Source organism: Streptomyces sp. NPDC034085 (genome assembly GCF_055575555.1).
In genome coordinates, this window is record NZ_JBVISL010000006.1 from 230485 (window position 1) to 253591 (window position 23107).

Annotated in this window: 23 protein-coding genes; 17 read left to right on the top strand and 6 right to left on the bottom strand. The window is 73.0% G+C overall.

Annotated features, from left to right (window positions below; translation table 11 throughout):
* The first annotated feature begins 2 nt into the window (after nt 1–2).
* From argC to ACZ501_RS22360, 5 genes are read left to right on the top strand one after another with little or no spacing between them, the layout of a single operon-like run.
* Nucleotides 3–1031, top strand: coding sequence for an N-acetyl-gamma-glutamyl-phosphate reductase (gene argC, locus ACZ501_RS22340; protein WP_361607241.1), 1029 nt, complete (start codon nt 3–5; stop codon nt 1029–1031).
* On the top strand, nt 1028–2185 hold the full coding sequence (gene argJ / locus ACZ501_RS22345; protein WP_468797518.1) for a bifunctional glutamate N-acetyltransferase/amino-acid acetyltransferase ArgJ: 1158 nt from the start codon (nt 1028–1030) through the stop codon (nt 2183–2185). The genes argC and argJ overlap by 4 nt, the downstream gene beginning before the upstream one ends.
* Entirely contained in the window at nt 2182–3090 is a 909-nt protein-coding gene (gene argB / locus ACZ501_RS22350) for an acetylglutamate kinase (RefSeq protein ID WP_215149655.1), read from the top strand. The genes argJ and argB overlap by 4 nt, the downstream gene beginning before the upstream one ends.
* Nucleotides 3087–4280 carry an acetylornithine transaminase gene (locus tag ACZ501_RS22355; RefSeq protein ID WP_362465154.1) on the top strand — a complete coding sequence of 398 codons (1194 nt, stop codon included), beginning with the start codon at nt 3087–3089 and terminating at the stop codon, nt 4278–4280. Before argB ends, ACZ501_RS22355 begins: the two co-directional genes overlap by 4 nt.
* Before the next feature lie 7 nt (nt 4281–4287).
* Nucleotides 4288–4827 carry an arginine repressor gene (locus ACZ501_RS22360; RefSeq protein WP_007263124.1) on the top strand — a complete coding sequence of 180 codons (540 nt, stop codon included), beginning with the start codon at nt 4288–4290 and terminating at the stop codon, nt 4825–4827.
* Nucleotides 4828–4836: 9 nt separating this feature from the next.
* On the opposite strand, the gene ACZ501_RS22365 is transcribed toward ACZ501_RS22360, so the two are convergent.
* Both ACZ501_RS22365 and ACZ501_RS22370 read right to left on the bottom strand, forming a co-directional pair.
* Nucleotides 4837–5523: a L,D-transpeptidase family protein gene (locus tag ACZ501_RS22365; RefSeq protein WP_468797711.1), complete on the bottom strand. Its 687-nt coding sequence runs from the start codon at nt 5521–5523 to the stop codon at nt 4837–4839.
* Nucleotides 5524–5584: 61 nt separating this feature from the next.
* A complete protein-coding gene (locus ACZ501_RS22370; protein ID WP_468797521.1) occupies nt 5585–7033 on the bottom strand; it encodes a HEAT repeat domain-containing protein in 1449 nt (482 codons plus the stop codon).
* 262 nt (nt 7034–7295) lie between these two features.
* Here ACZ501_RS22370 and argH point away from each other — a divergent pair, with 262 nt between their 5' ends.
* A complete protein-coding gene (argH, locus tag ACZ501_RS22375; RefSeq protein WP_362465148.1) occupies nt 7296–8723 on the top strand; it encodes an argininosuccinate lyase in 1428 nt (475 codons plus the stop codon).
* A 90-nt stretch (nt 8724–8813) separates the two neighbouring features.
* On the opposite strand, the gene ACZ501_RS22380 is transcribed toward argH, so the two are convergent.
* Nucleotides 8814–9314 (bottom strand): HAD domain-containing protein, encoded by a 501-nt coding sequence (locus tag ACZ501_RS22380; protein WP_361609490.1) that lies wholly within the window; start codon nt 9312–9314, stop codon nt 8814–8816.
* Between the two features lie 103 nt (nt 9315–9417).
* Between ACZ501_RS22380 and ACZ501_RS22385 the strand changes: the two genes are divergently transcribed.
* The 3 genes from ACZ501_RS22385 (at nt 9418) to ACZ501_RS22395 (ending at nt 13064) form a co-directional block, all read left to right on the top strand.
* Complete coding sequence (locus tag ACZ501_RS22385) at nt 9418–9966, top strand: TetR/AcrR family transcriptional regulator (RefSeq protein WP_361609488.1); 549 nt, start codon at nt 9418–9420, stop codon at nt 9964–9966.
* Entirely contained in the window at nt 9966–11510 is a 1545-nt protein-coding gene (locus ACZ501_RS22390; protein WP_361609486.1) for an MFS transporter, read from the top strand. The genes ACZ501_RS22385 and ACZ501_RS22390 overlap by 1 nt, the downstream gene beginning before the upstream one ends.
* Nucleotides 11511–11588: 78 nt before the next feature.
* A complete protein-coding gene (locus ACZ501_RS22395) occupies nt 11589–13064 on the top strand; it encodes a translocation/assembly module TamB domain-containing protein (protein ID WP_361609484.1) in 1476 nt (491 codons plus the stop codon).
* A gap of 6 nt (nt 13065–13070) precedes the next feature.
* Here the strand turns inward: ACZ501_RS22395 and ACZ501_RS22400 are convergent, their stop codons facing one another.
* Nucleotides 13071–13700, bottom strand: coding sequence for a lysophospholipid acyltransferase family protein (locus tag ACZ501_RS22400; RefSeq protein WP_361609482.1), 630 nt, complete (start codon nt 13698–13700; stop codon nt 13071–13073).
* A gap of 301 nt (nt 13701–14001) precedes the next feature.
* Between ACZ501_RS22400 and ACZ501_RS22405 the strand changes: the two genes are divergently transcribed.
* The 3 genes from ACZ501_RS22405 (at nt 14002) to ACZ501_RS22415 (ending at nt 16358) form a co-directional block, all read left to right on the top strand.
* Nucleotides 14002–15207, top strand: coding sequence for a glycerophosphodiester phosphodiesterase (locus ACZ501_RS22405; protein WP_468797523.1), 1206 nt, complete (start codon nt 14002–14004; stop codon nt 15205–15207).
* 73 nt (nt 15208–15280) lie between these two features.
* A complete protein-coding gene (locus tag ACZ501_RS22410; protein ID WP_468797525.1) occupies nt 15281–15817 on the top strand; it encodes an RNA polymerase sigma factor in 537 nt (178 codons plus the stop codon).
* Nucleotides 15818–15854: 37 nt separating this feature from the next.
* Nucleotides 15855–16358, top strand: a complete 504-nt coding sequence (locus ACZ501_RS22415) for a GNAT family N-acetyltransferase (RefSeq protein ID WP_361609831.1) — start codon at nt 15855–15857, stop codon at nt 16356–16358.
* 64 nt (nt 16359–16422) lie between these two features.
* On the opposite strand, the gene ACZ501_RS22420 is transcribed toward ACZ501_RS22415, so the two are convergent.
* Nucleotides 16423–16848 (bottom strand): hypothetical protein, encoded by a 426-nt coding sequence (locus ACZ501_RS22420; protein WP_362465129.1) that lies wholly within the window; start codon nt 16846–16848, stop codon nt 16423–16425.
* Nucleotides 16841–17209 (bottom strand): hypothetical protein, encoded by a 369-nt coding sequence (locus ACZ501_RS22425; protein WP_361609833.1) that lies wholly within the window; start codon nt 17207–17209, stop codon nt 16841–16843. The genes ACZ501_RS22420 and ACZ501_RS22425 overlap by 8 nt, the downstream gene beginning before the upstream one ends.
* A gap of 619 nt (nt 17210–17828) precedes the next feature.
* Between ACZ501_RS22425 and ACZ501_RS22430 the strand changes: the two genes are divergently transcribed.
* The 5 genes from ACZ501_RS22430 (at nt 17829) to cbiE (ending at nt 22857) form a co-directional block, all read left to right on the top strand.
* Nucleotides 17829–18884 (top strand): methionine ABC transporter ATP-binding protein, encoded by a 1056-nt coding sequence (locus ACZ501_RS22430; protein ID WP_362465123.1) that lies wholly within the window; start codon nt 17829–17831, stop codon nt 18882–18884.
* Nucleotides 18881–19549, top strand: coding sequence for a methionine ABC transporter permease (locus ACZ501_RS22435; RefSeq protein WP_361609835.1), 669 nt, complete (start codon nt 18881–18883; stop codon nt 19547–19549). Before ACZ501_RS22430 ends, ACZ501_RS22435 begins: the two co-directional genes overlap by 4 nt.
* Nucleotides 19550–19646: 97 nt before the next feature.
* Nucleotides 19647–20513: a MetQ/NlpA family ABC transporter substrate-binding protein gene (locus ACZ501_RS22440; RefSeq protein WP_361609836.1), complete on the top strand. Its 867-nt coding sequence runs from the start codon at nt 19647–19649 to the stop codon at nt 20511–20513.
* Between the two features lie 204 nt (nt 20514–20717).
* A complete protein-coding gene (locus ACZ501_RS22445; RefSeq protein ID WP_361609837.1) occupies nt 20718–21434 on the top strand; it encodes a GNAT family N-acetyltransferase in 717 nt (238 codons plus the stop codon).
* 202 nt (nt 21435–21636) lie between these two features.
* Complete coding sequence (gene cbiE, locus ACZ501_RS22450; protein ID WP_361609838.1) at nt 21637–22857, top strand: precorrin-6y C5,15-methyltransferase (decarboxylating) subunit CbiE; 1221 nt, start codon at nt 21637–21639, stop codon at nt 22855–22857.
* The last annotated feature ends 250 nt before the right edge of the window (nt 22858–23107 follow it).

The following is a 23107-nucleotide window of genomic DNA, read 5'->3' on the forward strand; positions in this document are numbered from 1 at the left end:
CGATGGTGGTACGTGTAGCGGTGGCCGGAGCGAGCGGATACGCGGGCGGTGAAGTCCTGCGCCTGCTGCTGTCGCACCCCGAGGTGGAGATCGGTGCGCTGACCGGGCACTCCAACGCCGGCCAGTCCTTCGGACCGCTCCAGCCGCACCTCGTCCCGCTCGCCGGCCGGACCCTGGAGGCGACCACCCCCGAGGTCCTCGCCGGCCACGATGTCGTCTTCCTGGCGCTCCCGCACGGACAGTCCGCCGCCGTCGCCGCGCAGCTCGGCGACGACGTGCTCGTCGTCGACATGGGCGCCGACCACCGGCTGAAGGACTCCGCCGACTGGGACGCCTTCTACGGAGCCCCGCACGCCGGCACCTGGCCCTACGGGCTCCCCGAGCTCCCCGGCGGCCGGGCCGCCCTCGCCGGCACCAGGCGCATCGCCGTGCCCGGCTGCTTCCCGACCGCCGTCACGCTCGCCCTCTACCCCGCCTACCAGGCGCGCCTCGCCGAGCCGGAGGCCGTGATCGTCGCCGCCACCGGCACCTCCGGTGCGGGCAAGGCCCTCAAGCCGCACCTGCTCGGCTCCGAGGCGATGGGCACCGTGACCCCGTACGGCGTCGGCGGCGCCCACCGGCACACCCCCGAGATGGTGCAGAACCTCTCCCCGCTCGCCGGGGAGCGGGTCTCCGTCTCCTTCACGCCCACCCTCGTGCCGATGCCGCGCGGCATCCTCGCCACCTGCTCCGCCAAGGCCGTCCCCGGCACGACCGCGGAGTCGGTGCGCGCCGCGTACGAGAAGGCGTACGCCGACGAGCCCTTCGTGCGGCTCCTCCCCGAGGGCCAGTGGCCCACCACCAAGGCGGTGTACGGCTCGAACGCCGTCCACCTCCAGGTCGCCTACGACGGGTCCGCCCAGCGGATCATCGCCATCAGCGCGATCGACAACCTCACCAAGGGCACCGCCGGCGGCGCGGTGCAGAGCATGAACATCGCCCTCGGGCTCCCGGAGGCGCTGGGTCTTTCCACGATTGGAGTGGCGCCGTGAGCGTGACGGCTGCACAGGGATTCACGGCGGCGGGCATCGCCGCCGGGATCAAGGCGAACGGCAACCCCGACCTGGCCCTCGTGGTCAACAACGGGCCGCGACTGGCCGCGGCGGGCGTCTTCACCTCCAACCGCGTCAAGGCCGCCCCCGTCCGCTGGTCCGAGCAGGTGCTGCGCGGCGCGACCGTGAGCGCCGTCGTCCTCAACTCCGGCGGCGCCAACGCCTGCACCGGCCCCAAGGGCTTCCAGGACACCCACGCCACCGCCGAAAAGGTGGCGCAGGTCCTCGGCGGTGAGCACAACGCCGGCGAGATCGCGGTCGCCTCCACCGGCCTGATCGGCGTCCTGCTCCCCATGGACAAGCTGCTCCCCGGCATCGAGACGGCCGCCGCCGCCCTGTCCGCCGACGGCGGCGAGGACGCCGCCATCGCCATCAAGACCACCGACACGGTGCACAAGACGGCCACCGTCACCCGGGACGGCTGGACCGTCGGCGGCATGGCCAAGGGCGCGGGCATGCTCGCCCCGGGCCTGGCCACCATGCTCGTCGTCCTCACCACCGACGCCGACCTGGACGGCCCCACCCTCGACAAGGCACTGCGCGACGCGACCCGCACCACCTTCGACCGGGTCGACTCCGACGGCTGCATGTCCACCAACGACACCGTGCTGCTGCTCGCCTCCGGCGCCTCCGGCCAGGCGCCCGCGTACGCGGACTTCGCCGACGCCGTGCGGACCGTCTGCGACGACCTCGCCCGCCAGCTGATCGGCGACGCCGAGGGCGCCAGCAAGGACATCCGCATCGAGGTCGTCGGCGCGGCCAGCGAAGAGGACGCGGTCGAGGTCGGCCGGTCCATCGCCCGCAACAACCTGCTCAAGTGCGCCATCCACGGCGAGGACCCCAACTGGGGCCGGGTGCTGTCCGCCATCGGCACCACCAAGGCGGCCTTCGACCCGGACCGGCTGAACGTGGCCATCAACGGGGTCTGGGTCTGCCGGAACGGCTCGGTCGGCGAGGACCGCGACCTGGTGAGCATGAAGGACCGCGAGGTCCGCATCACCGCCGACCTGTCCACCGGCACCGAGTCCGCGGTCATCTGGGCCAACGACCTGACCGCCGAGTACGTCCACGAGAACAGCGCGTACAGCTCATGAGCACCGCGAGGAAGCACACCGCGCTCCCCAAGGCCGAGATCCTCATCGAGGCCCTGCCCTGGCTGACCCGCCACAACGGCAAGGTCGTCGTCATCAAGTTCGGCGGCAACGCCATGATCGACGAGGACCTCAAGGCCGCCTTCGCCCAGGACGTGGTCTTCCTGCGCCAGGCCGGCCTCAAGCCGGTCGTGGTGCACGGCGGCGGCCCCCAGATCAACGCCCAGCTCGACAAGCAGGGCCTGATCAGCGAGTTCAAGGCGGGCCTGCGCGTCACGACCCCGGAGGCCATGGACGTCGTACGGATGGTGCTGGCGGGCCAGGTCCAGCGCGAGCTGGTCGGGCTGCTGAACCAGCACGGGCCGCTCGCCGTCGGCATGACCGGCGAGGACGCCCACACCATCACCGCCACCAAGCACAGCCCGGAGATCGACGGCGAGCTCGTCGACATCGGGCGGGTCGGCGAGATCACCGCGATCGACACCGGCGCGATCGAGGCGCTGCTGGCCGACGGCCGGATCCCGGTGATCTCCTCCATCGCGCGCAGCGCCGACGACCACCACGTCTACAACGTGAACGCGGACACGGCGGCGGCCGCGCTCGCGGCCGCCCTCGGCGCCGAGACGCTGATGGTCCTCACCGACGTCGAGGGCCTCTACGCCGACTGGCCCAACAGCGACGAGGTCATCAGCCGGCTGACCGTCAGCGAGCTGGAGAAGCTGCTGCCCGAGCTGTCCAGCGGCATGGTGCCCAAGATGGAGGGCTGCCTGCACGCCGTCCGCAACGGCGTCACCACCGCCCGCGTGATCGACGGGCGGGTCCAGCATTCGATCCTGCTGGAGATCTTCACGGACGAGGGAATCGGCACGATGGTCGTGCCCGACGGACAGGGAGGGGATCCCCGGTGACCACCGGCAACGAGGAGTACCGCACCCGCTGGCAGGGTGCGCTGACCAACAACTACGGCACCCCCGCGCTGGCCCTCGTACGCGGTGAGGGCGCACAGGTCTGGGACGCGGACGGCAGGCAGTACACCGACTTCGTCGGCGGGATCGCGGTCAACGCGCTCGGCCACGCCCACCCCGCCGTCGTCGCGGCCGTCACCGACCAGATCCAGACCCTCGGCCACGTCTCCAACCTCTACGCCTCCGAGCCCGTCCTCGCGCTCGGCGAGCGGCTGCTCCAGCTCTTCGGCCGCGAGGGCCGGGTCTTCTTCTGCAACTCCGGCGCGGAGGCGGTCGAGGCCGTCTACAAGATCGGCCGGCTGACCGGGCGGACCCACATGGTCGCCACCGGCGGCGGCTTCCACGGCCGGACCATGGGCGCCCTGGCGCTCACCGGCCAGCCGGCGAAGCAGCAGCCCTTCCTGCCGCTGCCCGGCGACGTCACGCACGTCCCGTACGGCGACGTGGAGGCCCTGCGGGCCGCCGTCACCGAGGAGACCGCCTTCGTCCTGATCGAGCCCGTACAGGGCGAGAACGGCGTGGTCGTCCCGCCCGCCGGCTACCTGACGGCCGCCCGTGAGATCACCCGGGCCACCGGGACGCTGCTCGCCCTCGACGAGGTCCAGACCGGCATCGGCCGCTGCGGCACCTGGTTCGAGCACCAGCAGCACGAGGGGGTCGAGCCCGACCTCGTCACGCTCGCGAAGGGCCTCGGCGGCGGGCTTCCCATCGGCGCGGTGGCCGCCTTCGGCCCGGCCGCCGGGCTGCTCCAGCCGGGCCAGCACGGCACCACCTTCGGCGGGAACCCGGTCGCCTGCGCCGCCGGCCTCGCCGTGATCGACACCATCGCCGCCGAGGGGCTGCTCGACCGGGTCAAGGCGCGGGGCGAGCGGCTGCGCTCCGGAATCGAAGCCTCCGCCCATGGGCTGGTGTCCCACGTCCGCGGGTCGGGGCTGTTGCTGGGTATCGTGCTGACGGAGCCGCTCGCACCGCAGGTGCAGCAGGCGGCCCAGAAGGCCGGTTTCCTGGTCAACGCGCCCGCCCCCGACGTCGTACGGCTGATGCCCCCGTTCGTCATCACCGAGGCCGAGGTCGACGCGTTCGTCCGGGCACTGCCCGGCCTCCTCGACGAAGCGGGACGATCCGGAGAATGAGACGACGATGAGCCAGGCCCAGGAACCCGAGCAGAACGGCGGCCCTTCCGTTCCGCAGACCCGGACCGCCCGCCACCGCCGGATCGTGGACATCCTCAACCGGCAGCCGGTCCGCTCCCAGAGCCAGCTGGCCAAACTGCTCGCCGACGACGGGCTGAGCGTCACCCAGGCGACGCTCTCCCGCGACCTCGACGAGCTGGGCGCGGTCAAGATCCGCAACACCGGCGGCGAGCTCATCTACGCGGTGCCCAGCGAGGGCGGCTTCCGCACCCCGCAGGCCCCGCTCGGCGAGTCGGCGAAGGAGGAGCGCATGCGGCGCCTCTCCGGGGAACTGCTGATCTCGGCGGAGGCGTCGGCGAACCTCGTGGTCCTGCGCACCCCGCCCGGCGCGGCCCAGTTCCTCGCCTCGGCCATCGACCAGGCCGAACTTCACGCGATCCTCGGCACCATCGCGGGCGACGACACCCTGATGCTCATCAGCCGCGACCCGGCGGGCGGCCAGGCCCTGGCGGACCACCTGCTGCGCCTGGCCCAGAAGGAGGGCTAGCGGCTCCCTTCAGTACCGGGTCACGGCCAGGGCGCCGGCCTCCGTGCCGATCGCGATGTGCGGGCGGCGGCGGGGGTCCGCCCAGCGCAGGATCGCGCGCATGGCCCGGTGCGGGACGGAGACGCAGCCGGCCGTGGCGCCCTTGCCGTTCACGTGCAGGAAGATGCCCGCGCCCCGGCCGCGTACGGGCCGGTCGTAGTTGAAGGCGATGACCAGGGCGTGCGCGTACTGCTCCTGGTACGCCACCAGGTGCTCCGCCTCGCCCGGCGCGCAGTCGGCCGGCAGCGGTTCCGTCCAGCGGTTGTACGCGGCGGAGGCGTTGTCCTGGCACCACCACGAACGGTCCGTCACCCGCCGGTATCGGTATTCCGTACCGGCCGGCGGGCGCGCGGTGCCGAAGGCGTACGGCAGCTCGTACAGGCCCGTCGGGGTGGTGTTCGTGCCCTGGACCCGGGAGCCGCCCTCCGTCAGCCCGTTGGCGCCGAACCGGGCGGGCGCGCTGCCCGCCTCGAACCAGTGGCCCGCGCGCCGGTCCCACCAGGTCAGCGTCCCCGTCGTGGATCCGGGCGCGGGCGCGACGGCGGTGATCAGCTGGCTGCCGCCGCCGGTGTCGGCGAGGCGGGCCGGCAGCGGATCGGGACCGTACGGGAAGAGCCCGGCGAGAACCAGCGAGCCCGTGAGCAGAGCGGTACGCAGCACACCCCAGACGGTACGGCCGACGGGGCCGGCGGCCGCGCAGGCAGGCCGTCGAAGGGGCTCACAGCCGCAACTGGTGGAGGTCCAGGAGCCGGGCGGCGCGCGCCAGCAGTGCGCCGAGCTCCGCCTGATGCGCCTCGCCCTCGTCCAGGGTGCTGAGCCAGTTCCAGTTGACGACGGTGACCCGCGCCTGCCTGCCCAGGCCCGGGTCGGGGTCCGTCAGCATGGCGACGGAGGCCCGCAGTTCGGCGCTCCCGCCCCGCCCGCGCAGCATCCGGAACGCGGCCCTTCGCGTGTGCGCGGGCCACTCGGGGCCGGTACGGGCGGCCAGCGCGGCGGCGTCCAGCCGGCCGGCCCCGGGCAGCAGGCTGAGCGCGGCCTCGCGGGCCGCCGAGGGGGACGGGTCCTCCAGCATCGCGAGCAGGGCCGCGTCCCCGACGGTGAGGCCCAGCCGGCGGAGCGCGGCCACGGCGGCGGCCCGTACCGCGCCGTCGGGGTGGTCCAGCAGGGCGTGTAGCAGCGGCCCGTCGGACGGTCCGGCCACCTCGCGGAAGCCGGTCACCGCGTACGCGCTCACCCGTTCCGGGTCCGTGACGAGCTCGCGGTAGTGCGCGTACGGGTCGCCGCCGGCCTGCCGCAGCAGCCAGCGGGCGCAGGCCCGTACGCGGCCGGCCCGGTCCGCCAGGTGGTCCACGGCCTGCGCCGCCCGCCCGGCCCGGCGCAGCGCGGTGACCCCGGCGGCCCGTACCGCCGCGAAGCGGGAGCCGAGCAGGGCGTCGACCGCCCCGTCGTCCGGCCCGTCGGCGGCCATCGCCGCCAGGGCGGCGTCGGTCCACATCCGGGCCGTCACCGGGTCGGGCTCGACGGCGGCCCGCCGGGCGGTCTCCCGTACGCCGAACCGCCCGGCGGCGAGGGCCACGCGGACGCCGAACCGGCGGGTCGTCAGGTCGGCCGCCCCGCACAGGGCCTCCAGGAGGCGGTCGCGCTGTTCCGGCGTCAGCGCGTTCCAGCTCCACGTCGTGCACGGCCGCCCGGGGCGCCACCAGGCGGCGAGGAGCGAGTAGCGGCCGCTGAGGGCGGCCTCCAGCTGCTCCACCGCCCAGCCCCCGTGATCGCGGCCGCCCAGGCGCAGGACGAACGGGGTCAGGCCGAGCAGGACCTCGGCGGGGTGTTTGGCCACCGCCCTGCCGAGGACCCTGCGGGCGCGGTCGCGGACCTGCGGCACCCAGTCGGCGCACCGGATCACCAGGAGCGGCAGCGGCGGGTTGCGCCACGCGGCGAGGGCGGCCATGCGGACCCGCCCGTCGGGGTGGCACAGCCGGGCCTCCAGGCGCTTGGCCCCGGTCTCGGTGCCGGGGGAGCGCAGGGCCCGGCGGACCTCCCGGTCGAAGGCGATCCAGGCGTCCGGGCCGTTCCCGGCGAGCCTGGCGGCCACCGGCGAGGCGTCGCCGTGCAGCAGCCCCCTGGCCACGTTGCGCCCCCACGACGCGTTCTCGGCCGCGCTCCACATGTGCCCTCCCCGGGGTCGTTCCGCTCGCGCGATCGTAGGCGGCCGCCCCCGGCCCGCGCTCGCGATAAAGGGGCTGGTCAGCGGCGGGCCCTCGGAGCTCGATTGACGAAACATACGGAGCAATGCATAGTTATGCCTACACCCCGGCCGGTCGCGCGTCGCATCGCGCCGTGAATCGTTTGACGCTGTACCGAGACGGTCTCTCCGCTTCCTGCGCGGCGGGGAGCCCGTCGCACCACCACCCTCCTGAGGAGCAGTAGCTGTGAGCAGCAACCACGGTGACGTCCGGCTCTGGGGCGGCCGGTTCGCCGACGGCCCGTCCGAGGCCCTCGCGAAGCTGTCCGCGTCCGTCCACTTCGACTGGCGCCTGGCGCCGTACGACATCGCCGGCTCGCGCGCCCACGCCCGTGTGCTCCACAAGGCCGGGCTGCTCACCGCCGACGAGCTGGAGCGCATGCTCGACGGCCTCGACCGGCTCGAAGCGGACGTCGCCGACGGCTCCTTCACCGGCACCATCGCCGACGAGGACGTGCACACCGCCCTGGAGCGCGGCCTGCTGGAGCGGCTCGGCCCCGACCTCGGCGGCAAGCTGCGCGCCGGGCGCTCCCGCAACGACCAGGTGGCCACCCTCTTCCGGATGTACCTGCGCGACCACGCGCGGACCATCGGCGGGCTGATCGCCGACCTCCAGGACGCGCTGGTCGGCCTCGCCGAGGCGCACGCGGACGTGGCGATGCCGGGCCGGACCCACCTCCAGCACGCGCAGCCCGTCCTCTTCGCCCACCACGTGCTGGCCCACGTGCAGGCCCTGTCCCGGGACGCGGAGCGGCTGCGGCAGTGGGACACCCGGACCGCGGTCTCCCCCTACGGCTCGGGGGCCCTGGCCGGCTCCTCGCTCGGCCTGGACCCGGAGGCGGTCGCCGCCGACCTGGGCTTCGAGCGGGGTTCGGTCGGGAACTCGATCGACGGCACGGCCTCGCGCGACTTCGTCGCCGAGTTCGCCTTCGTCACCGCGATGATCGGGATCAACCTGTCCCGGATCGCCGAGGAGATCATCCTGTGGAACACGAAGGAGTTCTCCTTCGTCACCCTCCACGACGCCTTCTCCACCGGCTCCTCGATCATGCCGCAGAAGAAGAACCCGGACATCGCGGAGCTGGCGCGCGGCAAGTCGGGCCGCCTCATCGGCAACCTGACGGGCCTCCTCGCGACCCTGAAGGCGCTGCCCCTGGCCTACAACCGGGACCTCCAGGAGGACAAGGAGCCGGTCTTCGACTCCTGCGACACCCTGGAGGTGCTGCTTCCGGCCTTCACCGGGATGATGGCCACCCTCACGGTCAACCGGGAGCGCATGGAGGAGCTGGCCCCGGCCGGCTTCTCGCTCGCCACCGACATCGCCGAGTGGCTGGTCAAGCAGGGCGTGCCGTTCCGGGTGGCGCACGAGGTGGCCGGCGAGTGCGTCAAGGAGTGCGAGGCGCAGGGGATCGAGCTGGACGAGCTCACCGACGAGCAGTTCGCGAAGATCTCGGAGCACCTGACCCCCGAGGTCCGCACCGTCCTCAACGTCGCCGGCGCCCTCGCCTCCCGCAACGGCCGCGGCGGCACCGCCCCGTCCGCGGTCGCGACCCAGCTCACCGAGCTGAAGGCCGACCTGGTCATCCAGCACGCCTGGGCGGTCCACAAGCAGTAGCCGCCGTGCCCGCAGGGGCGGTACGGGCCCCGGGCCCGTACCGCCCCTGCGGCGTGCCGGGCCCGGTGCGCCGCAGGGGCGGCGGGAAGGTCAGCGCGCCCAGTCCGCCAGGGCGTCGAAGTCCGGCCGGGTCAGGCCGATCCGCTCGTCCACGTACATCAGCAGGGCGTGCGCCGGGTGGCGCTGGTCGACGTACTCGTGGTCCATGGCCGTGATGTCGTCGTCGATCCAGGCGAAGGGCCGCGCGCCCGCGTACTCGAGGACGTACTGGGTCTTCCAGAAGGTGCCGCGCGGTGCACGGCCGTGCATCTGCGGCCAGTCGATGAACGGGAGCCGCGGCAGCCCCAGGCGCGGCCCTATCCAGTCGTTCGCCTCGTCCTTCCAGGTGGTGGCCCAGACGAGGTCGTACGCGTCCGCCAGCGCGAGCAGCTCCGCTCCGTGGTCGGGGTTCAGCCAGACCCGCAGCGGCTTGCCCGCGGTGAAGCCGGTGGGCCGCATCCGGTGCGTGGTGTAGCCCTCGGGGCGGCGCTCGGCCTGGGCGGCGTACGGGTTCAGGGGGCCGTCGACGTCGATGAGCAGCAGTGGCTTCATGGCTCCGGGTTTCCTCTCCGGCCGCCCGGTCGGGCGGCTCGTCTTCCGATTGATCGAACAGGCTTGTGAGACGCGCGCGTCTCATTCGGGGTAGGCTTGTCTCATGGCTATGGATCGTGACCAGGTGCTCCGCGACGCGGCGGCCCTGCTCTCCCGCAAGTCGACCGCCACGATGGACGAGGTGGCCCGCGCCGCCGGCATCGGCCGCGCGACCCTCCACCGGCACTTCGCCGGGCGCGACGCCCTCGTACGGGCCCTCGAAGACCTCGGCATCCGCGAGTTCGAAGGCGCCTTCGACCGGGCCCGCCTCGACGAGGACACCGCCGTGGACGCCCTGAAGCGCCTGATCGCCGAGGCGGAGCCCAACGCCCAGCTGCTGGCCTTCCTCGTCACCGAGAACCAGCTCTTCGAGGGCGACCAGGTCAACGAGGGCTGGGCCCGCCTCGACGCCCGCGTCGGCGCGCTCTTCCGGCGCGGCCAGCAGGAGGGCGACATCCGCATCGACCTCAGCCCCGCCTGGCTCACCGAGGCCCTCTACGGCCTCATCGGCACCTGCGCCTGGGCCGTCATGGACGGCCGGGTCGCGGCCAAGGACTTCCAGTACATGATCACCGAGTTGCTGCTCGGCGGCGCCCGACGGAGTGTGGAGTGATGAGCCGAACGCAACAGCTGAACCGGCGGACGGGGGCGGAGGGGAGGAGCGCGGGGCGCTGGCTCGCCCTCTCCGTGCTCGTCCTGGCCGTCCTGCTGGTCGCGGTGGACGCCACCGTACTCGGCCTCGCGACGCCCTCCCTCAGCGAGGACCTCAAGCCGACCGGCACCCAGCTGCTGTGGATCGGCGACATCTACTCCTTCGTCATCGCCGGCCTGCTCGTCTCCATGGGCTCCCTCGGCGACCGGATCGGCCGCAAGAAGCTGCTCCTCAGCGGCGCCACCGCCTTCGGCGCCGTCTCGGTCCTGAACGCCTACGCGTCCAGCCCCGAGATGATGATCGCGGCCCGCGCCCTGCTCGGCGTCGCCGGCGCCACCCTCATGCCGTCCACCCTCGCGCTGATCCGCAACATCTTCCACGACCCGCGCGAGCGCAGCCTCGCCATCGGCATCTGGGGCGCCACCGCCTCCGCCGGCGCGGCCGTCGGACCCGTCGTCGGCGGGGCCCTGCTCCAGCACTTCTGGTGGGGCTCGGTCTTCCTCATCAACCTCCCGGTGATGATCGCCCTGGTCCTCGTCGGGATCCGGCTGCTGCCCGAGTCCAAGAACCCGGTCGCCGGCCCCTGGGACCTGCTCAGCGTCGGCCTGTCCCTCGTCGGCGTCATCGGCGTCGTCTACGCCGTCAAGGAAGGGGCCACCCACGGCGCCGTCCCGGGCGTCTGGATCGCCGCCCTCCTCGGCGCCGCCTGCCTGTACGCCTTCGTACGCCGCCAGTTCGCCCTGGCGTCCCCGCTGCTCGACATGCGGCTCTTCAGGCACCGCGGTTTCTCCGGCGCGGTCCTCGCCGACCTCCTGACCGTCTTCGGCCTCTCCGGCCTCGTCTTCTTCCTCTCCCAGTTCCTCCAGCTCGTCCAGGGCCGCGATCCGCTGGAGGCGGGCCTGGCCGAACTGCCCGCCGCCATCGGCGCGGTGGCCACCGGCCTGGTCGCGGGCCGGTTCGCCCGCCGGTACTCCGTACGCGTCATCGTGACCGGAGGGCTCACCGCGATCGGCCTGGCCCTCGGGGCGCTCACCGTGATCCACCGCGAGAGCGGCTACCCGCTGCTCGGTGCCGCCCTGCTCGTCGTCGGACTCGGCGCGGGCTTCTCCTTCACCGTCACCGCCGACGTCATCCTCTCCAGCGTCCCCAAGGAACAGGCCGGTTCCGCCTCGGCCGTCTCCGAGACCGCGTACGAACTCGGCGCGGCCCTCGGCATCGCCCTGCTCGGCTCCGTCGTCACCGGCGTCTACCAGGGCTTCACCGCCCCGGCCTCCGTCCCCGCCCCCCTGGCCGACGCCGCCCACGAGTCGCTCGGCGGCGCGGTGGAGGCCGCCCGCGCCCTGGACCCGCAGACCGCGTCGGCCATGGTCGGCGCCGCCCAGGAGGCCTTCGTGGACGGCCTGCGGCTTGCCTCCGGCGTCGGCGCAGCCGTCCTGCTGGCCACCGCGGCGGCCGCCTGGTTCCTGCTCAGGGGACAGGAGCTCCAGGAGGGTGTCGAACACTGACGCACCGTCCGGCCGCCGCGCCCCGGCGGGAGTTGACCGGGTTGACACGGTGATCACGGCCGGGACACGATCCCGGCGATGGAGATCACCGAGTTGAGCGCCGCGGAACGCCGCGTCTGGGACGCCTTCCCCCGCGGCGAGGCCGTCGACTTCCGCGAGGGCCCCGGGGAGACCTCCCACGACGGGGGCACCTGGGGGCCCGAGCGCACCGTTCGCGCGGAAGTGCTGCGCGCCCTGCTGGTCGCCGGCTCCGCCGACGAGGGACACGTCGCCGGGATCAAGCTCTACGGCGCGAAGATCGCCGGCAAACTCGACCTGAAGTACGCGGTCGTGGACCACCCGATCCGGATGCGGGGCTGCTGGTTCGAGCGCAAGCCCATGATGTACGGCGCCCAGCTGCGCGCCGTCGTGCTCGGGGACTCCACCCTGCCGGGCCTGACGGCCGCCACCGTGCGCGTCGAGGTGGTGCTCAGGCTCTCCGGCTGCCGCATCGACGGCCCCGTCCGGCTCGCGGGCGCGAAGATCGCCGGCGGTCTCTTCCTCCAGGGGGCCGTCATCCGGCCCGGGGCCCTGCCCGACGAGGCGGACGAACCCCCGCTCCAGCTCAACCACGCCGACATAGGCACGGACATCATGGCCGACGGCCTCACCGTCCACGGCCAGTTCCGCCTCAACGGAGCCGGCGTCGCCGGCCAGATCAGCCTCGACGGAGCCCGGCTCCTCAACCCCGGCGGCATCGCCCTGCACGCCGAGACGCTGACCGTCGGCAGCGACGTACGTGGCAACCGGCTGCACGCCGAGGGCCTGGTCAACCTCACCGGCGCCCGCGTCCCCGGCCAGGTGATACTGAGCCGGGCGACCCTGTCCAACCCCGGCGACGTGGCCCTGCGCGTCAGCTCCGCCGTCATGGGGGAGTTCTGGCTGCGCAAGGCCCCCACCATCGACGGCATCGTCAACCTGCGCCGCAGCCAGTTCGACCTGCTGTGGGCCGAGCCGTCCGTGTGGCCCGCCCTGGTCCGCACCGACGGGCTCACCTACCGGCTGCTGCACCCGCACCTGCCGGCCGAGGACCGGCTGCCGCTGCTCGAACGCGAGGAGGACGGCTACCTCCCGTACGCCTACGAGCAGTTGGCCGCCTCCTACCGCACCGTCGGCGACGAGGCGGGCGCCCGTACCGCCCAGCTGGCCAAACTCCGCCGCCACCGGCGCACCCAGCCCCGGCACACGCGGCTGTGGGGCCTGCTCCAGGACGTCACCGTCGGGTACGGGTTCCGGCCGCTGCGCGCGGCGGCGTGGCTGCTGGCCCTGACGGTGACGGGGACCGTCGCCTACGGGCTCCGGCCGCCCCCGGCCCTGAAGGCGGGGGAGGCTCCGGAGTTCAACCCGCTCTTCTACACCCTCGACCTGATGCTGCCGATCATCGGCTTCGGCCAGGAGTCGGCGTTCGCGCCCGCGGGCTGGTACCAGTGGCTGTCGTACCTGCTGATCGTGACCGGCTGGGTCCTCGCCACCACGACGGCGGCGGGCGTCAGCCGGTCACTGCAACGGCAGTAGCGCGGTTCAGGCCGCCTTCGCCTTGGTGGCGTACATGTCCACGTACTCCTGCCCCGACAGCCGCATGACCTCGGCCATCACCGAGTCGGTGACGGCGCGCAGCACGTAGCGGTCGCGGTCCATGCCGTCGTAGCGGGAGAACTCCATCGGCTCGCCGAAGCGGATCGTGACCCGGCCCGGGCGCGGCATGCCGGCGCCGCCGGGCTGGAGCTTGTCCGTGCCGATCACCGCGAAGGGGACCACCGGCGCACCGGTCATCAGGGTGAGGCGGGCGATGCCGGTCCGGCCGCGGTAGAGCCGGCCGTCGGGGGAGCGGGTGCCCTCGGGGTAGATCCCGAAGATCTTGCCCTCCTCGAGGATCCGGCGGCCCGTCATCAGCGCGGCGACGCCGCCGTTCGCGCCGTCCCGGTCCACCGGGATCATGCCCGCGCCGGTGAAGAACCACGCCATCAGCCGGCCCTTGAGGCCCTTGCCCGTCACGTATTCGTCCTTGCCGATGAAGTGGACCGTACGGTCGCACACCAGCGGCAGGATCATCGAGTCGATGAAGGTGAGGTGATTGCCCGCCAGGATCACCGGACCGGTCCCCGGGATGTTGTCGAGCCCCTCCACCTTGGTGCGGAACATCAGGCGCATGGCCGATCCGACAGTGGCCTTGATGAGCGCGGTACGGAACAACGTGAGCCCTCCGGCATCGAAAAGCGGCTTTCGCACCACACGGCGGTAGTGCAGGTGAGGACGATACTCGCGGGTCACCCCTGATCGCACATCGGGTTCACGAGGTGGATACGCAGTGTTGACACGCGTTTGCGCCATGTTCGGACGCGGCCCACCCCCGCGCCACCCGGCGCTGCCTACCATCGGCACGCCGGCCCGGGCCGCACGCACCCCGGAGATCCCGGGGCCGCGGGCCCGTCCGCAGCGAGGAGAGGCACTGATGACACAGGGTGGGGCAGCGCGGCGCACGGTCCTGGGAGCGGCGGCCGCGCTGGCGGCCGGAACCGGACTCACCGGCCTGTCGGCGGGGTCCGCCTCGGCCGCCGACCGTGTACGGGACGACGCCGTCCGGGGCGACGGACGCGGTCGCGGCGGACACGGCGAGGGCGGCTACCGCGACCTGCCCGTCCCGCTGGTCATCGGACACCGCGGCGCCAGCGGCTACCGGCCCGAGCACACCCTCGGCTCGTACCAGCTGGCCCTCGACCTCGGCGCCGACGTCATCGAACAGGACCTCGTCCCCACCAGGGACGGCCACCTCGTCTGCCGCCACGAGAACGAGATCGGCGGCACCACCGACGTCGCCGACCACCCCGCGTTCGCCTCCCGGCGCACCACCAAGACCGTCGACGGCGTCTCCGTCACGGGCTGGTTCACCGAGGACTTCACCCTCGCCGAGCTGAAGACCCTGCGCGCGAAGGAACGTATCCCCGCCGTCCGCCAGCGGGGCACCCTCTACGACGGCCGGTGGGCCGTCCCCACCTTCGAAGAGGTGCTGCGCTGGGCCGACCGCGAGGGCCGGCTGCGCGACAAGCGGATCTGGCTCCACGTGGAGACCAAGCACCCCAGCTACTTCAGAGGGCTGGGCCTCGGCCTGGAGGAGCCCCTCGCCCGGCTGCTGCGCCGCTACGGCCGCGACGGCCGCGACGCCGCCGTGTTCCTCCAGTCCTTCGAGCCCTCCAGCCTCCAGCGGCTCTCCCGCCTGGTGTCCGCCCCGCGCGTGGTGCTGCTCTCCGCCGCGAACACCCGGCCCTGGGACTTCGAGGCGGCCAAGGACCCCCGTACCGTCGCGGACCTGGTCAAGCCCGAGGGGCTCCGGTGGATCGCCGGCTTCGCCCAGGGCATCGGCCCCACCCTCGACCTGATCGTGCCGCGCGACGCGGCCGGCAAGCTCGGCACCCCGACCACCCTCGTCCGCGACGCCCACGCCCGGGGCCTGGTGCTGCACCCCTACACCGCGCGCAACGAGAACAGCTTCCTGCCGGCCGAGTACCGCAAGGGATCCGACCCGGCCGCCTACGGGGACGCGTTCGGCGCCTTCCGCAGGTACTTCGAACTGGGCATCGACGGCATCTTCACCGACAACCCGGACACCGGACTGCTCGCGGCGGAGGACTTCCGCCCCGGACGCGGCGTCAACCGCTAGGCCGCCGGCCCCGAACGGGTGGGCCGGGCCCGGCGGGGAAACCGCCCGGCCCGGCACCCGCGTCCCGCCCGGCATGGACCTGATACAGGAACCCCACCTGCTCGACGAACTGGGCCCGCTGCTTTCCGCCGAGGCCGCCGCGGAGGCCCCGGCCGCCGGAGTGGAAGCCGCCGACCTGGAACAAGCCGTCTGGGTGCGGCTGCTGGAGCGCGGCCCGCGCGCCCCCGACCCCACCGGCCGCGCCCGCTGGCTGCGGCGCGCGGTGCGCGCCGAGGCCCGGCTCGCCCGGCGGCGGGCGCGGCACGAGGTCCCGTACGGCGGAAGGCCCGCCCCCACTCCCGCCGACGCGGGCGGCGAGCCCGAAGACGCCCTGCTGCACGGCGAGGAGAACCGTGCCCTCCGATCGGCGGTCGCCCGATTGCCGGGACGCTGTCCGGAGCTGTTGGCCGCCCTTCTCTCGCCCCGAGACCTCACTTACCGTGAAATCGCAGGAGAGTTGGGTATCTCACAAGGAAGTTTGGGGCCGGTACGTTCCCGTTGCCTGGGATGTCTGCGCAGAATGCTGGCTTCAGAGGTTGCGGTTCCTGGCCCGTGGGGAAAGGAGCGGTAGACCGGAGAGCCACCAGGTGAGCGGGAGGCATGCGCACATGGGCATGAGCGTGACCATTTCGGCGGCGGCCGCCGAAGACGCCGAGCAGATCTTCAAGCTGCAGTATCTGGCGTTCCAGCGGGAGGCCGAGCTGTACGGCAACTACCTCATCCAGCCGCTCACCCAGTCACTGGACTCCCTGAAGGCGGAGCTCGCCTCGGACACCGTCCTGGTGGCCCGGCTCGGCGACGAGGTGGTGGGCGCGGTGCGCGGCAGCGTCGGCGAGGACGGCACGGCGAGCATCGCCAAGCTGTGCGTACACCCCCGGCTGCAGGGCCACGGCCTCGGCGCCCGGCTGCTGCGCGGCGTCGAGGAGGCCCTGTCCGGCCGCGGCGGCACGACCCGCTTCCGCCTCCACACCGGTCACAAGAGCGAGTCCAACCTGCGGCTCTACCGCAAGGCCGGCTACGCGCAGGTCGGCAACCGCACCGCCTCCGACGGCGTGCACCTGGTGATCCTGGAGAAGGAAGCCCGGCCCGCCGACTTCGCCGTCAGCGCGTAGCCCCCGGCGACGGGGGCGCGCCGCCCGCCCGGCGGCCGCCCCCGTACACGGATCAATGCCCGCTCTAGGCGCCCTGGCGCCTGGACCGCAGCCAGAGCATGCCCGTGACCGGCAGGACGACCGGGATGAAGAGGTAGCCCATCCCGAACTGCGACCACACGGTCGAGTCGGGAAAGGCCTCGGGCCGCACGAGCGTCCACGTGCCGACGGCCAGCACACCGGCCAGCTCGGCGCCGCAGCACACCAGCGCCGCCCTGCGCGCCCTCTCCCCGCCGCGCACCAGCGAGTACGTGATGAAGGCGTACGCCACGGCCGCGGCCGCCGACAGCGAGTACGCCAGCGGCGCCCGGCCGAAGCCGGTGGAGATCTCGTAGACCGAGCGCGACAGCGCGCCCACCACCATGACCCCGTAGAGCCACACCAGCAGCAGCCCCGGACCGGAGACCAGTCGCTTGCGCCCGGCGGGCGGGGCGGTCGTCGTGTCAGGCACCGGCGGTTCCCCAGATGTCGTAGAGCCGTACTTCCAGGACGGCGAGGACGACCGCACCCGCGGCCACCGTGACCGAGCCCCACTTGGTGCGCTCGGTCAGCGAGAGCAACCCGGCCGCCGGGACCGCCGCGAAGGCGCCCAGCAGGTAGGCCACGAAGATCACCGTGCCCTGTCCGGGCTTCTCGCCCCGGCCCAGCTGGACCAGGCCGATCACCAGCTGCGCCAGGACCAGCACGGTCACCACGGCCATGCCGATGAAGTGCCAGTCCTTGGTCGGCTGGTCCCGCCATGCGGCGTGGCCGCACCAGACGGCGAGGGCGAGTGCGGCCGCGCCGATGGCGACCGTCAGGGCGTCGAGCATGCAGCGAGGGTATTACGGGCCCGGAGACCCGATGCGTCCGCCCCTCGCCCGGGCTTCCCCGGAAGGCGCGGAGCCGGGCGGCCGACATGCGGACCGTGGCCTTGGCCACAGCGCACCCGGCCGCCGACTGCGCCGCCGACGTGGTCGTCAGGGACCTCCCGGCCGTGCCAGGACTGGCCGGAGAGGCCGGCGTCACCCTGGAGGCGCAGGGCCGAGGGTGCCCGGTGCCGTCCGGGATGCGACCGCTTTCTGTCCGCTATCCGGACATCATTGATCGGTGAGCCGCCCGGTCTGCTTTACTGGGGCCCATGACCACGACGAGCAGCCGCACCCTTGCGACCGAGGCGACGATGACGCCCGGTGCTCGTTGTATGTGTCGAATGCGCGCCTTCTGAGGGCCCCTTCCCGCCGTCTCGCGCCCCGAAGCGAGACCCGCCGAGCGACTCCGCCGCCACCCCGGTCGGCCGTCACCGCCGACTGACCCCCGGTCCGGACCGCTCCTGCCCCGCGCACGCGTCGACACCATCATTTTGTGACGGTTCGCCCCGTATCGCGTCCCCAGATGTTCGCCCCGTGCACGGCATCCGCACCCCGTGCACTCGACAGCGACGGAAATCCTGTGATCACCACATCGGGCCTCACGAAGGTCTACCAGTCCCGTGGCCGCGAGGTCACCGCCCTGGACGGCGTCGACCTGCACGTCCGCGAGGGCGAGGTCTACGGAGTCATCGGCCAGAGCGGCGCCGGCAAGTCCTCCCTGATCCGCTGCGTGAACCTCCTCGAGCGCCCCACCAGCGGCACCGTGACCGTCGACGGCGTCGAGCTCACCGCCCTCGCCGGCCGCGGCCGGCGCGCCGGAAAGGAACTGCGCGAAGCCCGCAGCCGCATCGGCATGGTCTTCCAGCACTTCAACCTGCTGTCCTCGCGCACCGTCCAGGCCAACATCGAGCTGCCCCTGGAGATCCTCGGCGTCTCCGGCCGCGAGCGCTCCCGCAAGGCCCTGGAACTCCTCGACCTCGTCGGCCTCGCCGACAAGGCCAAGGCCTACCCCAGCCAGCTCTCGGGCGGCCAGAAGCAGCGCGTCGGCATCGCCCGCGCCCTGGCCGGCGACCCCAAGGTGCTCCTCTCCGACGAGGCCACCAGCGCCCTCGACCCCGAGACCACCCGCTCCATCCTCCAGCTGCTGCGCGACCTCAACCGCCGGCTCGGACTGACCGTCCTGCTCATCACGCACGAGATGGACGTCGTCAAGACCGTCTGCGACTCCGCCGCGCTCATGAAGCGCGGCCGGATCGTCGAATCCGGCACCGTCGCCGAGCTGCTCGCCACCCCGGGCTCCGAGCTCGCCGGCGAACTCTTCCCGGTCAGCGGCACCGCCACCGGCCCCGACCACACCGTCGTCGACGTCACCTTCCACGGCGAGGCCGCCACCCAGCCGGTCATCTCCCAGCTCTCCCGCACGTACAACATCGACATCTCGATCCTCGGCGCCGCGATGGACACCGTCGCCGGCCGCCAGATCGGCCGGATGCGCATCGAGCTGCCCGGCCGCTACGAGGACAACGTCGTGCCCGTCGGCTTCCTGCGCGAGCAGGGCCTCCAAGTCGACCTCGTCGACGACGACTCGGACCTCGACTCCGAGATCGCCGCACTCGTCAAGGACGGTGCCAAGTGACCTGGTCCGAAATGCAGCCCCTGCTCACCCAGGGCACCTACGACACCCTCTACATGGTGCTGTGGTCCACCCTGGTGACCGTCCTCGGCGGACTGCCCCTCGGCATCCTCCTCGTCCTCACCGACAAGGGCGGCCTGCTGCAGAACCAGCCGCTCAACAAGGTCATCGGCGTGATCGTGAACATGGGCCGCTCGCTGCCGTTCATCATCCTGCTGATCTTCCTGATCCCGGTCACCACCGCCGTCGTCGGCACCTTCATCGGCCCCACCGCCATGATCGTCCCGCTCGCCATCGGCGCCATCCCCTTCTTCGCCCGCCTCGTCGAGACGGCCGTCCGCGAGGTGGACCACGGCCTGATCGAGGCCGTCGAGTCCATGGGCGGCGGCATCCCCACCCTCGTCGGCAAGGTGCTGCTCCCGCAGGCCCTGCCCTCGCTGGTCGCCGCGGTCACCACCACCGTGATCACCCTGGTCGGCTACTCCGCCATGGCCGGCGCCGTCGGCGGCGAAGGACTCGGCTCCAAGGCCATCACCTACGGCTTCCAGCGCTTCGAGACCGGCTTCATGGTCGCCACCGTGGCCGTCCTCATCGCCCTCGTCACGGTGATCCAGCTGATCGGCGACGGCGTGGTACGCGTCCTCGCCCGCCGCGGCCGTACAGCCTGAGCGGACCTTCCTCACCGGAACCGAACCTCCCCACCCCCAGAGCCCGCACTTGTCGTGCTTGGGCCACCACCCGGAAAAAGCAAGAAAGGCACTCTTCGTGCGCAAGAACACCAAGCTCACCGCCATCGCCGCCGCCACCGCCGCGCTCGCCCTCGGCCTCACCGCCTGCGGCAGCTCCTCGGACCCCTCCACGGCCGCCAAGACCGACGGCGGCAAGGTCGACGAGAGCAAGCCGCTGGTCATCGCGGCCTCCCCGAGCCCGCACGCCGACATCCTGAACTTCGTCAAGGACAAGCTGGCGGCCAAGGACGGCCTCAAGCTGGAGGTGAAGGAGTTCACGGACTACGTCCTGCCCAACACCGCCACCGAACAGGGCCAGGTCGACGGCAACTACTTCCAGCACAAGCCGTACCTCGACGACTTCAACAAGAAGAACGGCACGCACATCGTGCCCGTCGTGAACGTCCACCTGGAGCCCCTCGGCCTCTACTCCAAGAAGGTCAAGGCCCTCTCGGACATCAAGCCGGGCCAGACCGTCGCCGTCCCCAACGACACCACCAACGAGGGCCGCGCGCTCCAGCTGCTCGCCGCCAACAACCTGATCACCCTCAAGGAGGGCGTCGGCACCAGCGCCAAGCTGTCCGACATCACCGACAAGAAGGGCCTGGAGTTCAAGGAGCTGGAGGCCGCCACGGTCCCGCGCGCCCTGAACGACGTCGACGCCGCCGTCATCAACGGCAACTACGCCCTGGAGGCCAAGCTCTCGCCCGCCAAGGACGCCCTGGTCCTCGAGAAGGCCGAGGGCAACCCCTACGCCAACTTCCTGGCGGTCAAGGACGGCCGGCAGAACGACCCGCGGATCCAGAAGCTCGCCAAGCTCCTGAACTCCGACGACGTCAAGAAGTTCATCGAGGAGAAGTACCAGGGCTCGGTCGTCCCGGCCTTCGGCACCCCGGGCGCCTGACCCCACACCGCCTGGCGGACGCCGGCTTCCCGGCCCCGCGCACCCCCTCGGGCGCGCGGGGCCGCGGGCTTCCCGGGGACGCCCGCCTCCGGGCGGCCCGGCCCTGCACATCCCCCGGCCGATGCTGCATGCTGAGGCCTACGACCCGCACGAACGGTCCCGTACGAACGGTCCCGACCACGGTCCCCAGGCATGGAGCTGCGCATGACTACCACCTTCCCGGACGTCACCATCAGCACGGACCGGCTGGTGCTGCGCCCCTTCGAGGAGGACGACGTCACCGCGCTCGCCGAGATGATGAACGACGAGCACATCACCGCCTGGACCTCGGTACCGCACCCCTACACCCGCGCAGACGCCCACGCCTGGGCCACCGTGCACTCCCACACCGAGCGCACCGAGGGCCGCGGCATCGTCTTCGCCGTCACCGAGTTCCTCACCCAGCGCCTCGTGGGCATCGTCCACCTCCGGAACACCAACTGGCGCACCCGCACCAGCGAGGTCGGCTACGTCACCGCCCCCTGGGCCCGCGGCGAGGGCTACGCCAGCGAGTCCGTCCTCGCCGTCGCCCAGTGGCTCCTGCGCGACCAGGGCTTCGAGAGACTCGAACTGCGCACGGCGGCGGACAACACCGCCTCCCAGCAGGTCGCCCAGAAGATCGGCTGCATCAGCGAAGGCGTCCTGCGCAACGCGTGGATAGTGCGGACCCAGGCGGCCGACGGCAGCTGGGCCGAGACCCGCACCGACCTCATCGTCTGGAGCCTGGTCCCCGAGGACCTCGACGAGGCCGACGAATACGACGCCTACGAGAGCCGCCACGCCAGCCCCGGCCCCGCCGGACGCCCCGGCCACGACGACGGGTACCCCCTGCGGCAGCGCGCCGACGCGCACGGCTACGCCGTCGGCGCCGACCGGCGCTGACCCGATGACCAGGTAGTCTCACCCTGCCCGCCCGACGACGCCGACCACGACGCCGACGGGACACGCCGAAGACGCCGGCGGCACCGGCGTACGGCGTCGAGAGAGCCAGCCCCCGGCGTCGGCGGCACCCCGTACGACGCCCAGGGCGCCGACGGACGGCGCCCACGACGCCCCCCACCCCCACCCCAGGAGACCGACGACGATGGCCGACCGGGTCACGGTGATCGGCTGGGACGGCTCCCCCCTCACCGCCGCCGCCCGCTCCGCGCTCTCCGCCGCCACCCTCGTGGCCGGAGCCGCCCACCACCTCGCGCTCCCCGAAGTCCCGCCCGGCGCCGAACGCATCCGCCTCGGCAGCCTCGGCCTCGCCGCCCGCCGCATCGCCGGCCACCGCGGCACCGCCGTCGTCCTCGCCGACGGGGACCCCGGCTTCTTCGGCGTCGTACGCACCCTGCGCGCCCCGGAACACGGCCTGGAGGTGGAGGTCGTCCCGGCCGTCTCCGCCGTCGCCGCCGCCTTCGCCCGCGCCGGCATGCCCTGGGACGACGCCCAGGTCGTCGTGGCCCACCCCCGCACCCTGCGCCGCGCCGTCAACGTCTGCCGCGCCCACACCAAGGTCGCCGTCCTCACCTCACCCGGAGCCGGCCCCGCGGAACTCGCCCTGCTCCTGGAGGGGATCCACCGCACCTTCGTCATCTGCGAGGAACTGGGCACCGACCGGGAGCGCGTCACCGTCCTCACCTCCGACGCCGCCGCCGACCACACCTGGCGCGACCCCAACGTGGTCATCGTCATCGGCGGCGCCGGCCAGGCCCCCGCCGGCGCCGACCCCGGCTGGCTGCTCGGCCAGAGCCACGGCCTCGCCCCCGTACGCGGCTGGGCCCGCCCGCAGGACGCCCCCGCCGAACGGCCCCCGGGGGAGGGGGAGTCCGCGCAGCTGCGCGCCGCCCAGCTCGCCCGGCTCGGCCCCCGCACGGGAGACCTCGTCTGGGACATCGGAGCCGGCTCCGGAGCCCTCGCCGTGGACGCCGCCGCCCTCGGCGCCGCCGTCATCGCCGTCGACGCCGACCCCCGCGCCTGCGAGCGCGTAACGGCCGCCGCCCGGGGGCGCGGTGTCCAGATCCAGGTCGTCCCCGGCCGGGCACCGCACGTCCTGGAGAACCTGCCCGAACCCGACGTCGTACGGGTCGGCGGCGGCGGGGCCGCGGTCGTCGCGGCCGTCGCCGAGCGGCGTCCCGAACGGATCGTCAGCCACGCCTCCACGCGCGACGAGGCCGAGGCCATCGGACGCGCCCTCACCGGACACGGGTACGCCGTCGAGTGCGCGCTGCTCCAGTCCGTCGGCCTCGACACCCGGACCTGGGCGGAACAGGAGCGTTCCGTGGTGTTCCTGCTGGCAGCCGAACGCCCCGTGAACCGCTAGCGCGGAGCCCGGGGTAGGCTGGCCGATCGTCGTACCGCCCTGGTGGACGACTGGTGGACGCGCGACGTGGCGCAGTCCACAGCGGACGGTGCCGGTTTCTGGCCGACACGACGGCCGACGAGCGCGACAATGCTCAGGAGTTGTCGTGCGTGCGTACGCGAGGCGTCGTACGGCGCGGCAACGCCGCACGGCATGTTCCGCACGGCGGGCCCTGTGGGCGACCGGGCGATCGAAGAGGCAACACCGATGG